The following is a 16667-nucleotide window of genomic DNA, read 5'->3' on the forward strand; positions in this document are numbered from 1 at the left end:
ACCCGTTTTCTGCCGTCAATGCTACGCAGGACGACCTGCCGCAACGAGAGTATTCAGTCATGATTGATCGCGTATTAATTGCCAACCGTGGCGCGATTGCCGTGCGCATTATTCGAACCCTGCAAGCCATGAATATCCGGGCGATTGCCGTGTACGCCGAAGCCGACCGTCATGCGCGCCATGTGCGTCTGGCGGATGAAGCCTGGTCGCTCGGTGAAGGTCAGGTGCGAGACACTTATCTCAATCAGGATAAATTGCTGGCGATAGCCGCGCAGAGTGGCGCGCAGGCGCTGCATCCCGGCTACGGTTTTCTCAGTGAAAATCCGGAGTTTGTCACGCGCTGCGAAGCGGCGGGCGTGCATTTTCTTGGGCCGAGCGCCGAGCAGATGGCGGCCTTTGGCCTGAAACACAGCGCGCGTGCGCTGGCTGAACAGAATAACGTGCCGCTGCTGCCGGGCAGCGGCTTACTGGTTTCGCTGGCCGAGGCGCAGCAGATGGCGGCGCAGATTGGCTATCCGGTCATGTTGAAAAGCACCGCGGGCGGCGGCGGCATTGGCATGCAGCGCTGCGACGATGCCGAACAGCTCGACGCGGCATTTACCCGCGTGAAGCGCCTCGCTGGCAACAACTTCGCCGACGATGGCGTGTTTTTAGAGAAGTTTATTGCGCGTGCGCGCCATATCGAAGTGCAGATTTTTGGCGACGGCGCAGGTGAAGTCATCGCGCTCGGCGAGCGTGATTGCTCGGCCCAGCGCCGCAATCAAAAGGTGCTGGAAGAGACGCCCGCACCGGGCTTGAGCGCTGCGGTGCGCGCGCAGTTGCAGGCCACCGCCGTAAGGCTGGCGCGGGCGGTGAACTATCGCAGCGCGGGCACGGTGGAATATGTTTATGACGATGCCAGCCAGCAGTTCTGGTTCCTCGAAGTGAACACGCGCTTGCAGGTGGAACATGGCGTCACCGAAATGGTGTATAGCGTTGATCTGGTGCGCTGGATGGTGGAACTGGCGCAGCAAAAATTGCCGCCGCTGGCCGATTTGCAGCCGGTGGTGCAAGGTCACGCCATTCAGGTACGGCTTTACGCCGAAGATCCGGCTAAGCAGTTCCAGCCCAGCGCGGGATTGCTCAGCCATGTGCAGTTCCCGACTACGATTGAGGGCGCTACGCTGCGCATCGACAGCAGCGTTGAGAGCGGCATGGAGGTTTCGCCATTTTACGATCCGATGCTGGCGAAACTTATTGTACATGCCGCAGACCGTACCAGCGCGCTAGGCAGCATGGCGCAGGCGCTATCCGCCACCGAACTGTACGGCATCGAAACCAATTTGCTGTGGCTGCGCCAGCTGTGCACGCTGCCGGACGTGCAGCAGGGACGCATCATCACCGCCACGCTCGGCACCCTGCAGTGGCAGCCGCCAACGCTGGATATTCTCAGCGGCGGCACCTTAACCACAGTGCAAGATGCGCCGGGCCGCATCGGTTATTGGCATGTTGGCGTGCCGCCTTCCGGTCCGTTCGACAGCCGCGCATTCCAGCTGGGTAATCGCCTGTTAGACAATGATGCGCAGGCCGCCGGGCTGGAGATCACCTTGCGTGGCCCGACGCTGCGCTTCAACCAGGCCTGCAGTTTTGTCCTGACCGGCGCGCCGATTGCCGCGCAGCTTGATCAACAAACGATACCGATGCATCAGCGGCTGACGGCGCAGGTCGGGCAAACGCTGACGCTCGGCGAAGTACGAGATGGCAGCCGCAGCTATTTGCTGCTGGCCGGTGGCCTCAATACGCCGCGCTATCTGGGTAGCCGCAGCACTTTCACCCTCGGCAAATTTGGTGGTCATGCCGGACGCGCGCTGCGCGCCGGTGATGTGCTGCATCTCGCCGCGCCGCAGGTGCTGACAGCGGCCAGCTTGCCGGATAATTTGCTGCCGTCACTGAACGGCAGCTGGCAGCTGCGGGTGATTTACGGTCCGCATGGCGCGCCAATCTTCTTCACCGATGATGACATCGCGGAATTTTTTGCCGCTGAGTGGCAAGTGCACTACAACTCCAGCCGCACCGGCATTCGCCTGATCGGCCCCAAACCGACCTGGGCACGCAGCGATGGCGGCGAAGCGGGCATGCATCCCTCGAACATCCACGACAATGCGTACGCCTTCGGCACCGTGGATTTTACCGGCGATATGCCGGTGATCCTCGGCCCCGATGGCCCATCGCTGGGAGGTTTTGTTTGTCCGGCAACGGTGATCGAAGCCGATCTGTGGAAGCTGGGGCAGCTGAAAGCTGGCGATCGCGTCCAGTTCCAACCGATCGAACTTGCCACCGCCGATCAACTGGCGCAGGCGCAGCGTGACGAGATCATCAAACTGCAATCTCAACCGATTACAGTGAACGCGGCGCTGCCCTTGATTGATCCGGTTCTGCACCATCATGCGGCAACGGAGCAACGTCCTTCGCTCTGTATTCGGGCGGCGGGCGACCGTTTTCTGCTGGTGGAATATGGCGATTTGCAACTGGATATCGCGTTGCGTTTTCGCGTGCATGCGCTGATGCAATGGCTGGAAGCGCACCCGCTGCCGGGGCAACTGGAATTGACGCCTGGCATCCGCTCGCTACAAATTCATTATGACGCACAAATGTGTGCCAGAAGTGAGCGAGTGGCGCAAATATTGCACGCTGATTTAGCATTGGGTAGCCTGGCCGATGCGGCCGTGCCTGCGCGCACCGTCTGGCTGCCACTTAGCTGGGATGATGCGGCCTGTCGTGAAGCGATTGTGCGCTACGACCAATCCGTCAGACCGAATGCGCCGTGGTGCCCAAGCAATATTGAATTTATTCGCCGCATCAATGGGCTGGATAGCATTGAATCGGTAAAAGAGATCGTATTTAGCGCCTCTTATTTGGTCATGGGATTGGGCGATGTCTATCTCGGTGCGCCGGTGGCTACGCCACTCGATCCGCGCCATCGCCTGGTGACCACCAAATACAATCCGGCGCGCACCTGGACGGCGGAAAATTCAGTCGGTATCGGCGGCGCTTATATGTGCGTGTACGGCATGGAAGGGCCGGGCGGCTATCAGTTTGTTGGACGCACTATGCAGATGTGGAACCGCGATCGCCCCACAGCTGCGTTTACCCAGCCGTGGTTACTGCGCTTCTTCGATCAAATTCGCTTTTATCCGGTAGATGCCGACGAGTTGCTGCAGATTCGTGAGCGTTTCCCGTGGGGCGATTATCCGCTACGCGTGGAACAGGGTGAATTCCGCCTCGCCGAGTATCAGGCGATGCTGACGCAGCACGCGCAGGAGATTGATGCCTTCCAGCAGCAGCGCCAGCAGGCGTTTGATGAGGAGTTGGCGCGCTGGCGAGCGGAAGGGCAGTTTACCTTCGATAGCCAGCTGCAAGCGCAGAGCAGCGAAGAGAGTGTGGTGCCAGCCGGTTGTCATCCCGTTGAGAGCCAGGTGGCGGGCAGCGTGTGGCAATGGCTGGTGGAGGAAGGCAGTGAAATCAGTGCGGGGGCCACGGTCGGCATTCTCGAATCAATGAAGATGGAAATCCCGATCGTCGCGCCCGTCAGTGGAAAAATCCATAGTCTGACGCGGCAACCTGGGCAGCAAGTGCAGGCAGGTCAATTGCTTATGGTGATCGACCCAAAAGTGGCATAAGAAAGAATAAAAAATAATCAGGAATCTGGCAGCAAAGTCGGGGATATGTCCCATACTTAGAAACCCGAACTATTGTTGCATTGCCCTGACATCTTTTGCAGTGCTCAACAGGCTGTGTCCCGCATCGGTTTGATAATAACTATGCGAAACCGCTTCGGGATACAGCCTGATCGTCCGGTTTCAGCGCCTGGTGGCGCTTACCTCTCTACTTTCACGTGCTTCATAGTGAGTTTTTAAGGAGTTCTCTATGGAATTAAAAGATCCCATGATCGAGTTGCTCAGCAGCCTTGAGCAGATTGTTTTGACACGTGACGCGAAGCCATCCGTATCAGAAATTTCAATCAATCAGACTACAGTTCCCGAGCCGCAGCGTTTACGCGAGATGACCGGCATGCAGGTTGACGAATTTGCCCGTGTGATGGGTGTCAGCGTTTCGTCAGTGAAAAGCTGGGAGGCGCAACGTACACGTCCTTCCGCTACGGCGCGTAAATTGATGAAGTTGTTGCAGGCCAACCCTTATTTAGGGCGTCAGCTGCTGGAGTAATCCCTTTTTTGGGATGATCCAACCCGCCTTGATGGCGGGTTTTTTAATTTATGGCGCCATACTTTGCTGCCTGTTTAACGAACCAGCTCTCCGGCACGCTGTACGGCGGTTGCGCTAACTGCGCAAGCCCTTGTTTGATGGTCTGTTCTGCCTGCCGCCAAAGATGGCTATCGCCCTGGCGCAACAGCTGAATCTGAATTTGCTTTTCCACCAGATAGACGCGCGCAAAGTCGGCATCGTACTGCACGATGGCGCGGGTGTTGTCGATGATGTCGGCCAGCTTGATGGTTTGCGCTTCGGGCGAGGCATCGGCGGTATGACGAAAATGCGCCAGCTTGCGTGCGGCGCGGTTTTTTGCCGCAGGCTGCGCGCTGTCGGTGAGCTGGTCCACCAGTTCCGCCACGCGCGGGCCGAAATGGCGTTCGATATCGTCAATGGTGCTGGGCGTGTCTTCTACCGTGTCATGCAGCCAGGCGGCGGCAATCATCTGTTCATCATCGGTAACGCTACGCACTAATTCGGCGACGGCAGCCGGATGCACAATGTAAGGCTCGTCAGTGTATTTGCGACGTTGACCCGCAGCGGCATGCGCCTCAGTGGCATAACGGCGCGCTTGCTCTTCCAGTGAATCTCGCATATTTCACTCTCCCAGAGAAAAGTCGCTTGCAATTATCTAGCGCGCTATTTATATTGAAACCCATGAACAGTAATCAAGATGACAAAAAAGTGAAGCAGGCGCCACTTCAGTTAGATCAGCAGCTCTGCTTTGCACTGTATTCGGCGAATCTCGCGATGCACAAAGTCTATCGCCAGCTGCTATCAAAGCTGGAGATTACCTATCCGCAATATCTGGTGATGCTGGTGCTGTGGAATCAGGACGATGTGACGGTCTCTGAGATTGGCGAGCAGCTGTTTCTTGATTCAGCCACGCTGACGCCGCTGTTAAAACGTCTGGAGAGCGCGGGTTTATTGCATCGCCAGCGTTCCCGTCAGGATGAGCGTCAGGTTGTGGTAACGCTGACCGATGAAGGTCGTGCGTTGCGTGACAAAGCAGAAAGTATTCCGGAGGCCATTCAGTGCGCAACAGCCTGCGATGACCAGGTGATGGCATCTCTGAAAGCTCAGTTAGACGAGTTGCGCGATAGCCTTTACCGCGCCAATTAATAAACAGGGGAAGTCGCTGTCCCGACAACCCAAAAGATGACGTTCAGGTTTGCGCATAATAAGTAGTGCGCGATTATATAGCGAATTAATGAGGTTATTATGTCTTTAGAAAAAGTTGTTTACACTGCAAAAGCTAAAGCTACCGGCGGTCGTGATGGTCGTGCTACTTCTTCCGACAACGTGCTGGATGTAAAACTGGGCGTGCCAAAAGAGATGGGTGGCGCAGGCGGCGAAGTGACTAACCCGGAGCAGCTGTTTGCTGCAGGTTATTCAGCGTGTTTCCTCGGCGCGATGAAGTTTGTGGCTGGCCGCGACAAGATTTCGATGCCGAAAGATGCGTGGATTGAAGGCGAAGTTGGCATTGGCCCAATCCCGAACGGTTTCGGTATTGAAGCCAAACTGAATATTCATCTGCCAGAGATGGATGCAGCTGAAGCGCAGAAGCTGGTAGATGCGGCACACATCGTTTGCCCATACTCAAACGCAACGCGTGGCAATATCGACGTGACGCTGAACATCATCAACTAATTGATGTTATTCACGATAACAGGCTCCTGTGGGAGCCTTTTTCACATCTGAATAAAACGCTAACCGGTTCGATTAGAAAATTTATCTGGTCTTACCATTGGTTAAATGTTCTACTGCTCGGCTTCGCGCCATCGCCCTTTCGCCAGTCGGAATCGTCCCGATCCTGCATCTTGCGTCACGCTTTTAATGCGGTTTAGCGAACTCTGCTGTCTTTAAACAGTCACATAACGGTTGATACAACGACACCAGGTCGGGAATAGAAAATTTTCATGAATTATATTAAAAGTTTAACGCAGCAAAAGCTGTCTCTGCTGCTTGCGTTATATCTCGGTATCTTACTGAATTTACCGATATTTTATCGCCGCTTTGACGGCTTCTTAACGAAATCCAATATCTCTAACTGGCTCTCTGCAGCGGCGGAAGTGATGGCAGCGGTACTGCTGACTTTCTTCCTGATGCGCTTGCTGTCGCTGGGCGGCAAATGGGTTTACCGCATTCTCGCCACACTCACCGTGATCATCTCTGTTGCCGCCGCCTATTACATGGCGTTCTTCAACGTGGTGATTGGCTACGGCATTATCGCCTCGGTGATGACCACCGATATCGATCTCTCTAAAGAAGTGATTGGTCTGCATTTCGTGCTGTGGATGGTGCTGGTGAGTGCGTTGCCGCTGCTGCTTATCTGGCGCAATAAGCTTAGCCAGACACTGATTGAACAACTTAAAACGCCAGGGCAACGTTTGAAGCCGGTAGCCATTATGCTGCTGAGCGTGGCGCTGGTCTGGCTGCCGATTCGCTATTTCGACAAGCTGCAGAAGGTGAATGAAGAGATCACCAACATCGATTTGCCGAGCTATGGCGGCGTGGTGGCGCACTCGTATCTGCCATCCAACTGGATTGCCGCGCTGGGCCTGTTCGCCTGGACCAAAGTTGATGAAGAGTGGGATGGCCAGAAGTTACTCGATCCGGCAAAAGAGTTTACTTACGTCGCGCCTGCGGGCATCGACGATACCTATATGGTGTTTGTGATTGGCGAAACCACGCGCTGGGATCACATGGGCATGCTCGGCTACGATCGTGATACCACGCCGAAGCTGTCGAAAGAGAAGAACCTGGTCGCGTTCCGTGGTGAATCTTGTGATACCGCCACCAAGCTATCGCTGCGCTGCATGTTCGTGCGCGAAGGCGGCACCATGGATAATCCGGGCCGCACGCTGAAAGAACAAAACGTTTTCGCCGTGTTGAAAGAGCTGGGCTTCACCTCTGAGCTGTTCGCGATGCAGAGCGAAGTGTGGTTCTACGATAACGCTGACACCAATAACTTCTCGTTCCGTGAGCAGATTGGTTCAGAGAAGCGTAATCAGGGCAAAGCGGTCGATGACATGCTGTTAGTGCCGGAGTTGCAGGCATCGTTACAGCGCTTCCCGAAAGGCAAGCACGTGGTGATTCTGCACACCAAAGGCTCGCACTACCTTTATTCACAACGTTATCCGCGAGACTTCGCGCGCTATCAGCCGGAGTGCATGGGCGTTGATGAGAAGTGCAGTAAAGCGCAGTTGATTAACGCCTACGACAACTCGATTTTATACGTTGATACCATGCTGGATAGCGTGCTCGATCAGTTGCGTGATAAGAAGGCGATTGTGTTCTACGCCTCCGATCACGGTGAATCAATCAGCGAGAATATGCACTTGCACGGTACGCCGCGCGAGATGGCGCCACCGGAGCAGTTCCGTGTACCGATGATGGTGTGGGCTTCTGATAAGTATCTTGAAGATCCAACCAACCGCAGCAACTTCGAACGTTTACAGGCGCAGCAGCGCGTGGGTAAAACCCATCGCCATGTTGAGCTGTTCGACACCATCATGGGTTGCCTCGGCTACACCTCGCCGGACGGCGGAATTAAAGACGCAAATAATTGGTGTTCAGCACCAGCGGCCGCGCCTGCTAAAGCGCTGTGATTTTTTTGGGGTTGTTGACCGCTGCTTGCTTTCCAGGCGATCAGTTGGGTTTTCAGTAAAAGGCATTGACGCTTTTTTAGCAGCGCAGTAATATGCGCCCCCATCGGCGAGTAGCGCAGCTTGGTAGCGCAACTGGTTTGGGACCAGTGGGTCGGAGGTTCGAATCCTCTCTCGCCGACCATCTTTGAAGAAACCTGCTTTTATAAGCAGGTTTTTTTTCGTCTGTAATTTGTTGGGTCTTGTGCCGATCAGGCTGAAATACAGGGCCGCTCCGTAAAGTCGCCGTGGACACATCCCTGTGGGCTCTGCCGGCGCATCCCTGCGCCGGAAGCTTTACTCCGCGGCCCTGTATTCCATCCTTCTTCAAACTCCTCTGCATTTTTTTAACAGCAAAACAGAAGCCAACCTGGCGATGGGAAGGCGGCTCGTTTAGCAAAGCGTCCGCCGCAGGGATGCGGCGGTCGAGGCTACAGGGACGTATTCACGCCGACTTTGCGTTCGAGCCGCCTTTCCTGAGCAACGCACCGAGCGAATAGCAAAATCCCTAAATATACCCATTCCATCCCCTAAACCAGCAATACTCACCATTATCTCCACTAACTCCCGCGTACCCCACGCCAAATCGAACCCGCGCGCTTAATTCGCGAAACATTCTTCTTATGACCGGTTTATGCATCATGCTGATTTCTTATGCCATTTCCCTAGCACATTCCGCTGCCTGAACGTCATAACGCACGCAGAATCGTTCAGATATTCAACATTTACCAATAAGTTTTGTGTGTTTTTTAGCGGTGATAATCACTGCTATTTGACTACATAGCCAGATAATCACGCGGCATTGAGCGCTTTATCACCTTTTTTAATTTTGGCTTAGGCTGAGAAGGGTGTTTTTTATCGTTGCTTGCACTTAGTCACACTCTATGTAAATAACCCCACACTGTATTGACGTTCATTGCAACTGTTGACAAATTGATGCGTCAATAAAATGTAGAGAAGGACGTGTCTGACAGATTCCACGGTGCCAGCACAAAAAAATAACCGCTCACATTTTGCTTACTCTTAATTGACCTGCCCGAACCGCATAAAAAAATCAGAGGTCGGGCGACGCACACAACATCACATCACAATGGAGCAAAACATGATCAACTCCCTGGCTAAATCCAGGATGCTGAAGGTCGGTCTCAGCCTGATTGCTATGACCGTTGCCGCTGGTGTCCAGGCGAAAACCCTCGTTTATTGTTCAGAAGGTTCGCCGGAAGGCTTCAACCCGCAGCTCTTCACATCGGGCACCACCTACGACGCAAGCTCGGTACCGATCTACAACCGACTGGTTGAGTTCAAAACCGGTACCACCGAGCTGCAGCCAGGTCTGGCAGAAAAATGGGATGTCAGCGCGGACGGTAAAACTTATACCTTCCACCTGCGTCAGGGCGTGAAGTGGCAAACCACCAAAGACTTCAAGCCAACCCGCACCTTCAATGCCGATGACGTCGTGTTCTCCTTCGAGCGTCAGCTCGACAAAAACAACAAATATCACGGTGTTTCTGGCGGCAGCTACGAATACTTCGAAGGCATGGACATGCCTAAGCTGATCGCCAAAATCGAAAAAGTTGACGATTACACCGTACGCTTCACGCTGACGCGTCCTGAAGCGCCGTTCATTGCTGACCTCGGCATGGACTTCGCCTCAATCATTTCTAAAGAATATGCCGACAATATGCTGAAAGCGGGCACGCCTGAGAAGCTGGACCTCAATCCAGTGGGCACCGGTCCGTTCGTACTGCAGCAGTATCAGAAAGACTCGCGCATTCTGTATAAAGCTAACCCAGACTTCTGGGGCACCAAGCCGAAGATTGATCGCTTAGTGTTCTCCATCACGCCAGACGCCTCTGTGCGTTATGCGAAACTGCAGAAAGGCGAGTGCCAGGTCATGCCGTACCCGAACCCGGCCGACATCGCCAGCATGAAGAAAGACGATAAAATTAACCTGATGGAACAGCCTGGTTTGAACGTCGGTTACCTGTCGTTCAACACCGAGAAAAAGCCGCTGGATAACGTGAAGGTGCGTCAGGCACTGACCATGGCGGTGAACAAACAAGCCATCATTGATGCCGTTTATCAGGGCGCTGGTCAGGCCGCGAAAAACCTGATCCCACCAACCATGTGGGGCTACAACGACGACATCAAAGATTACGCTTACGATCCTGAGAAAGCCAAAGCGCTGCTGAAAGAAGCAGGTATGGCTGATGGTTTCTCCATCGACCTGTGGGCAATGCCGGTTCAGCGTCCATACAACCCGAACGCACGTCGCATGGCGGAAATGGTTCAGGCTGACTGGGCGAAAATTGGCGTGAAAGCCAAAATCGTCACCTTCGAATGGGGCGAGTACCTGAAACGCGCGAAAGCCGGTGAACACCAGACCGTAATGATGGGCTGGACCGGTGATAATGGGGATCCGGATAACTTCTTCGCCACGCTGTTCAGCTGTGCAGCGGCGAAAGACGGTTCTAACTACTCACGTTGGTGCTACAAGCCGTTTGAAGATCTGATTCAGCCAGCCCGTGCTGAAGCCGATCACAACAAACGTATTGAACTGTACAAACAGGCTCAGGTAGTGATGCATGACCAGGCTCCAGCGCTGATCATCGCCCACTCAACCGTCTACGAGCCAGTGAGTAAGAAAGTCTCTGGTTATGTGGTTGATCCATTAGGTAAACATCACTTCGAAAACGTCGATATCCAGGAATAACCTTTCGGATTATCGCGGTCAGGGCCAGCATTGCTGGCCCTCGGGCGGCACCTTCGCCGCCCGTATTCCGCTCTTTTTTTCCGGCAAATTCTACTAATGAAGCGCTTCTTGCGTCGCGTCCGCCTTTGGCTGGCTGCGAGTGTTGAGCAATGTTGTCCCCGGCGGTAACGCTGTGGGAAATGTCAGAGAACCAGGCTTATGCTGCAATTCATACTCCGACGTTTGGGCCTTGTCATCCCAACGTTCATCGGTATCACGTTATTGACCTTCGCGTTTGTCCACTTGATCCCCGGCGATCCGGTACTGATCATGGCCGGCGAACGCGGTATCTCTCCTGAACGTCACGCGCAATTGATGGCGCAGTTTGGCCTCGATCAGCCGATGTGGAAGCAATACATCACCTACATCAACGGCGTCTTACACGGTGACCTCGGCATCTCGCTGAAAAGCCGTATCCCGGTTTGGGACGAATTCGTACCACGCTTCAAAGCTACGCTGGAACTGGGCATCTGCGCCATGTTGTTCGCGGTCGCTGTCGGCATTCCTGTTGGCGTGCTGGCCGCGGTAAAACGCGGCTCGATCTTCGATCACACCGCCGTGGGCATCTCGCTCACTGGTTACTCGATGCCGATTTTCTGGTGGGGCATCATGCTGATCATGCTGGTCTCGGTGCAGTGGAACCTCACGCCGGTCTCCGGGCGCGTCAGCGACATCATCTTCCTCGACGACAGTCATCCGCTCACCGGCTTTATGCTGATTGACACGCTGCTGTGGGGCGAAGAGGGCGATTTTAAAGATGCGGTGATGCACATGATTCTGCCGGCCATCGTGCTCGGCACCATTCCGCTGGCGGTGATCGTGCGTATGACGCGCTCCTCGATGCTGGAAGTGCTGGGTGAAGATTACATCCGCACCGCGCGCGCCAAAGGGCTGACGCGTATGCGTGTGATTGTGGTGCATGCGCTGCGTAACGCCATGCTGCCGGTCGTCACCGTGATTGGTTTGCAGGTTGGTACGCTGCTGGCCGGTGCGATTCTGACCGAAACCATCTTCTCGTGGCCGGGACTCGGTCGCTGGCTGATCGAAGCGCTGCAACGCCGTGATTATCCGGTGGTGCAGGGCGGCGTGCTGCTGGTGGCGATTCTGATCATCGTGGTCAACCTGCTGGTTGATCTGTTGTACGGCGTGGTCAATCCACGTATCCGTCATAAGAAATAAGGGGGAATCATGTCTGCTGTTGATCCCGCAAGCGTAACTGCTGCACCCAAGCCGATGACCCCGTTGCAGGAATTCTGGCACTACTTCAGGCGTAACAAAGGCGCGGTTATCGGCCTGATTTACATCGTTCTGATGCTGTTAATCGCTATCTTTGCTGATGTGCTGGCACCGCACGCACCGGCTGAGCAATTCCGTGATGCCTTGCTGCATCCGCCAGTTTGGCAGGAAGGTGGCAGCTGGAGCTACATCCTCGGTACCGATGACGTGGGCCGCGATGTGCTGTCGCGCCTGATGTACGGCGCGCGCCTGTCGCTGCTGGTTGGCTGCATGGTCGTCGTGCTGTCGCTGATTCTCGGCGTGATATTTGGCCTGATGGCTGGCTACCTTGGCGGCGTGGTTGACGCCATCATTATGCGTGTGGTCGATATCATGCTGGCGCTGCCAAGCCTGCTGCTGGCATTGGTGCTGGTGGCAATCTTCGGTCCGTCGATCGTTAATGCCTCGCTGGCGATTACCTTCGTCGCCTTGCCGCACTATATCCGTCTGACGCGTGCTGCGGTGCTGGTTGAAGTTAACCGCGACTACGTTACCGCCTCAAGCGTGGCGGGTGCCGGTACGCTGCGCCAGATGTTCATCAATATTCTGCCTAACTGCCTGGCACCGCTGATCGTGCAGGCATCATTAGGTTTCTCCAACGCCATCCTCGATATGGCGGCGTTGGGCTTTCTCGGTATGGGGGCGCAGCCGCCAACGCCGGAGTGGGGCACCATGCTCTCCGACGTGTTGCAGTATGCGCAAAGTGCCTGGTGGGTGGTGACATTCCCTGGAGTGACCATTCTGCTAACGGTTCTGGCATTCAACCTCATGGGCGATGGTTTGCGTGATGCACTCGACCCGAAACTCAAGCAGTAAAGAGGCACCGAGATGGCGTTATTAAATGTAGACAAATTATCGGTGCATTTCGGCGACGAAAAAACACCGTTCCGTGCGGTTGACCGCATCAGCTATCAGGTCGAGCAAGGCCAGGTAGTCGGCATCGTCGGGGAATCCGGTTCCGGTAAATCGGTCAGCTCGCTGGCGATCATGGGCCTGATCGATTATCCCGGCCGCGTGATGGCCGAGAAACTGGAATTCAATCAGCGCGACCTGCAGAAAATCTCCGAAAAAGAGCGCCGCCAGTTGGTGGGCGCCGAAGTAGCGATGATCTTCCAGGACCCGATGACCAGCCTCAACCCTTGCTACACCGTGGGTTTCCAGATCATGGAAGCGCTGAAGGTGCATCAGGGCGGCAGCAAACGTACCCGTCGTCAGCGTGCGATTGATCTGCTCGATCAGGTGGGCATTCCCGACCCGGCATCGCGCCTGGATGTCTATCCGCATCAACTGTCGGGCGGGATGAGCCAGCGCGTGATGATCGCGATGGCGATTGCCTGCAAACCGAAGCTGCTGATCGCCGATGAGCCGACCACCGCGCTCGACGTGACCATTCAGGCGCAAATCATCGAACTGCTGCTGGAGTTGCAGAAGCAAGAGAACATGGCGCTGATCCTGATTACCCACGATCTGGCGCTGGTGGCCGAAGCGGCACAGCACATCATCGTAATGTATGCCGGACAAGTGGTGGAGAGCGGTAAAGCGGTGGATATCTTCAAAGCGCCGCGTCATCCCTACACGCAAGCCTTACTGCGCGCGCTGCCGGAGTTTGCTGCGGACAAAGCGCGTCTGGCCTCGCTGCCTGGCGTGGTGCCGGGTAAATACGACCGCCCAACCGGCTGCCTGTTAAATCCGCGCTGCCCGTATGTGACCGATCGCTGCCGCCGCGAAGAGCCGGAGCTGCGCGACATTCCTGGCCGCCAGGCCAAATGTCACTTCCCACTGGATGATGCCGGGAGACCGACTTATGAGTCTTGATAACGATAAGCAGGATTACCTGCTGCAGGCGATTGACCTGAAAAAACACTACCCGGTGAAGAAAGGTCTGTTTGGCCAGGAACGTCTGGTCAAAGCGCTGGATGGCGTCTCGTTCAACCTCGAACGCGGCAAAACGCTGGCGGTGGTCGGCGAGTCTGGCTGTGGTAAATCCACGCTGGGCCGCTTGCTGACGATGATTGAAACCCCGACCGAAGGCCAGCTGTTCTGGCACGGTCAGGATCTGTTGAAACACGATCCGCAAGCGCAGAAACTGCGTCGCCAGAAAATTCAGATCGTGTTCCAGAACCCGTATGGCTCGCTCAATCCGCGTAAGAAAATCAGCCAGATTCTGGAAGAGCCGCTGGTGATCAACACCTCGCTGACCAAAGCGGAGCGCAAGGAAAAAACGCTGGAGATGATGGCGAAGGTTGGCCTGAAAACCGAGCATTACGATCGCTATCCGCACATGTTCTCGGGCGGCCAGCGTCAGCGTATCGCTATCGCGCGTGGTTTGATGCTCGATCCTGATGTGCTGATCGCCGATGAGCCGGTCTCGGCGCTCGACGTGTCGGTGCGAGCGCAGGTGTTGAATCTGATGATGGATTTGCAGCAGGATTTAGGTTTGTCCTACGTCTTCATCTCGCACGATCTCTCCGTGGTGGAACACATCGCCGATGAGGTGATGGTGATGTATCTCGGCCGCTGCGTTGAGAAGGGCAGCAAAGAGGCGATCTTCAGCAATCCGCGTCATCCTTACACGCAGGCACTGCTGTCGGCGACACCACGCCTCAACCCGGACGATCGCCGCGAGCGCATCAAACTGACGGGCGAGTTGCCAAGCCCGCTCAATCCGCCGCCGGGCTGTGCGTTTAACGCACGCTGCCGTCGTCGTTTTGGCACCTGCGTTCAGCTGCAGCCAAAACTGAAGCAATATGGCGATCAGCAAATCGCCTGCTTCGCGGTGGATCAGGATGAAAATCAGCCGGTAGGCGTGTCATAAATTACTGCCATAAATGAATCAAGGCTCCTGCGGGAGCCTTTCTTTTTGCTGATTAATACATGAGATAAATTAACGACAAAAAGGGTTACTGCCAAAGCCCTGACAAAAGCATTACGCCACTGCATCTGTGAACAATTGGTCCTGATTTAGATATATAGCGTAAAGGCAAATTCCTATTTTCATCATCATTGTGTGAGCAATGTCACTGCAGAATAAAATCCATAACTTGCAGCGCAGTAGAGGTTTTTCAGTAGCTTAGGTTAAAATCCCCTGCGTGATTATTTCTGTTAATTGATACTAATTAATCTCCGTCCATAAATAACTGCATGCTTTTTGCATTCCCGCTTTTTCAATCTTAAAGATAGAATTGTTTTATTGAATGCGCTGTTTTAGTAATCAGATTTGTCTCACCGTCTTTTAATGTGTGTGATATATTCGCGGAAAATTCTCTCCCGCTTTTACAGGCTCTGATCATGAAGAATTACGACGATCTGCAGCGTTTTAAAGAGAAAACGCAGACGCTTGACATCGCTTTTAAGGATATGTCCGGTCAATCGCAGGAAGCCGATCAAAGTCAGTGGGCGTTACTGCGTCAATTGACCACCGAACAAGAGCCTGAATTAGGCAGCGGTCAGCGCATTGATATGCCGCAACCACAGCCGATTCGCGGGGATGAATTCAGCGCACCGCCGGAACCGGCTCAGGCTGCACCAGCCAGCCCGACGCGCGCATCGATTCTCGATAGCCTGAACGCACCTGCCGCCGCGCAACCGGAGAGCGGCTCATCGCTGTTTCCGCCCGCGCCGTCGGTTAAGCCGCTCTCCTCTGCGACGCCATTAGCGCCGAAAGCCACGCTGGTCGAGCGCCAGGCGACAACCTCACTGTTTCCACCAGCAAAACCTGCCGCCGCGCCAGCCGCTCAGCCTGCTGCTGTTGCCGCACCGGCAGCTCCCGCGCCAATCGCGCCAGTGCCTGTGCCAACCCTGGCCGCTGCGGTTGAACCGGCACGTCCGGCTGCGCCGGCCCCGTCTCGCTTTGGTGCGCTGTTCCGCTCGCGTCCAGCCGAGCCGGCTAACCTGTCAAAAGAAACACCGTTAAAACCGCTACTGGAGAAGATTGCGCTATGCCGTTAGTTTGTGTGTGCTCGCCAAAAGGGGGAGTAGGGAAAACCACCATGGCGGCCAACCTTGCGTGGAGTCTGGCTCGCGCTGGCAGCAAGGTATTGGCAATCGATTTCGATGTTCAGAACGCCTTGCGCCTGCATTTCGGTGTACCGCTGAATGATGGTCGCGGCTTTGTGGCACGCTCTGAAGATCAGGCTGACTGGAGCCAATCGATTCTGACCACCGGCGGCAATATTTTCGTCATGCCGTATGGCGAGGTGAGCGAAGAGCAGCGTGAACGCTTTGAAGAGAACCTGGTAAAAGATCCGCATTTCCTGAAGCGCGGGCTGGATACGGTGCTGAATTATCCGGGACTGGTGATTATCGCCGATTTTCCCCCCGGTCCGGGTCCGGCGCTTAAAGCAATGCAGGCACTTGCCGATATGCATTTAGTGGTGATGTTAGCGGATACCGCCTCGGTCTCTTTGCTGCCGCAAATAGAAAATGACCGCATGATCGGTCGGCCGCTGAATAATAAACGTGGTCACTATTTTGTCCTTAACCAGAGCGATAACCGCCGCAATATTAGCCGTGAAGTCACCGCTTTTATGCAGCAGCGGTTGGGTGAGAACTTATTAGGCGTGGTTCATCGTGATGAAAGCGTCGCGGAAGCCAATGCCTCGCAACAATCGGTTTATGATTTCAGCCCAGCGTCTGCAGCTGCGTTTGATATCGAATTAGTGGCAAAACGCGTAGCCAATATCCTGGATATCACCGTGGGTAACGGCGAAGTTCAGGCACCTTTTCGCAGCCACTATTAATAATGAGGC

Annotated in this window: 13 protein-coding genes and 1 tRNA gene; 13 read left to right on the forward strand and 1 reads right to left on the reverse strand. The window is 55.0% G+C overall.

All coding sequences use genetic code 11. The annotated features are described in order from the left end of the window. The first annotated feature begins 59 nt into the window (after positions 1-59). Together uca and KVT28_RS18440 are read left to right on the forward strand one after the other, a co-directional pair. The gene (gene uca / locus KVT28_RS18435) at positions 60-3659 is read left to right on the forward strand and encodes an urea carboxylase (protein WP_217549601.1); all 3600 of its coding nucleotides are present in this window, start codon (positions 60-62) and stop codon (positions 3657-3659) included. A 247-nt stretch (positions 3660-3906) separates the two neighbouring features. Then, positions 3907-4203 carry an HTH-type transcriptional regulator gene (locus KVT28_RS18440; RefSeq protein WP_217549603.1) on the forward strand — a complete coding sequence of 99 codons (297 nt, stop codon included), beginning with the start codon at positions 3907-3909 and terminating at the stop codon, positions 4201-4203. A 43-nt stretch (positions 4204-4246) separates the two neighbouring features. Here the strand turns inward: KVT28_RS18440 and KVT28_RS18445 are convergent, their stop codons facing one another. After that, positions 4247-4840 carry an HD domain-containing protein gene (locus KVT28_RS18445; RefSeq protein WP_101763808.1) on the reverse strand — a complete coding sequence of 198 codons (594 nt, stop codon included), beginning with the start codon at positions 4838-4840 and terminating at the stop codon, positions 4247-4249. 62 nt (positions 4841-4902) lie between these two features. Here KVT28_RS18445 and KVT28_RS18450 point away from each other — a divergent pair, with 62 nt between their 5' ends. From KVT28_RS18450 to bcsQ, 11 genes are all read left to right on the forward strand, one after another. After that, positions 4903-5367, forward strand: a complete 465-nt coding sequence (locus tag KVT28_RS18450; protein WP_110867890.1) for a MarR family winged helix-turn-helix transcriptional regulator — start codon at positions 4903-4905, stop codon at positions 5365-5367. A gap of 99 nt (positions 5368-5466) precedes the next feature. Next, positions 5467-5895, forward strand: coding sequence for an organic hydroperoxide resistance protein (locus KVT28_RS18455; protein WP_101763806.1), 429 nt, complete (start codon positions 5467-5469; stop codon positions 5893-5895). Positions 5896-6164: 269 nt separating this feature from the next. Then, on the forward strand, positions 6165-7856 hold the full coding sequence (eptB, locus tag KVT28_RS18460; protein WP_101763805.1) for a kdo(2)-lipid A phosphoethanolamine 7''-transferase: 1692 nt from the start codon (positions 6165-6167) through the stop codon (positions 7854-7856). Positions 7857-7960: 104 nt separating this feature from the next. Further along, positions 7961-8037, forward strand: a tRNA-Pro gene (locus tag KVT28_RS18465). Positions 8038-8994: 957 nt separating this feature from the next. After that, positions 8995-10605, forward strand: coding sequence for a dipeptide ABC transporter periplasmic-binding protein DppA (gene dppA / locus KVT28_RS18470; protein ID WP_101763804.1), 1611 nt, complete (start codon positions 8995-8997; stop codon positions 10603-10605). Positions 10606-10803: 198 nt separating this feature from the next. Beyond that, positions 10804-11823 carry a dipeptide ABC transporter permease DppB gene (gene dppB, locus KVT28_RS18475; RefSeq protein WP_101763803.1) on the forward strand — a complete coding sequence of 340 codons (1020 nt, stop codon included), beginning with the start codon at positions 10804-10806 and terminating at the stop codon, positions 11821-11823. A gap of 9 nt (positions 11824-11832) precedes the next feature. After that, positions 11833-12735: a dipeptide ABC transporter permease DppC gene (gene dppC, locus KVT28_RS18480; RefSeq protein ID WP_101763802.1), complete on the forward strand. Its 903-nt coding sequence runs from the start codon at positions 11833-11835 to the stop codon at positions 12733-12735. A 12-nt stretch (positions 12736-12747) separates the two neighbouring features. Then, a complete protein-coding gene (dppD, locus tag KVT28_RS18485) occupies positions 12748-13734 on the forward strand; it encodes a dipeptide ABC transporter ATP-binding protein (protein WP_008104610.1) in 987 nt (328 codons plus the stop codon). Continuing rightward, positions 13724-14734, forward strand: a complete 1011-nt coding sequence (gene dppF, locus KVT28_RS18490; RefSeq protein ID WP_137384884.1) for a dipeptide ABC transporter ATP-binding subunit DppF — start codon at positions 13724-13726, stop codon at positions 14732-14734. The genes dppD and dppF overlap by 11 nt, the downstream gene beginning before the upstream one ends. A 473-nt stretch (positions 14735-15207) precedes the next feature. Further along, positions 15208-15867, forward strand: a complete 660-nt coding sequence (gene bcsO, locus KVT28_RS18495; RefSeq protein ID WP_101763800.1) for a cellulose biosynthesis protein BcsO — start codon at positions 15208-15210, stop codon at positions 15865-15867. Further along, positions 15858-16658, forward strand: coding sequence for a cellulose biosynthesis protein BcsQ (gene bcsQ / locus KVT28_RS18500; RefSeq protein ID WP_101763799.1), 801 nt, complete (start codon positions 15858-15860; stop codon positions 16656-16658). The genes bcsO and bcsQ overlap by 10 nt, the downstream gene beginning before the upstream one ends. The last annotated feature ends 9 nt before the right edge of the window (positions 16659-16667 follow it).

The sequence above is a fragment of the Pantoea sp. GbtcB22 genome (genome assembly GCF_019091025.1).
GTDB lineage: Bacteria > Pseudomonadota > Gammaproteobacteria > Enterobacterales > Enterobacteriaceae > Pantoea > Pantoea leporis.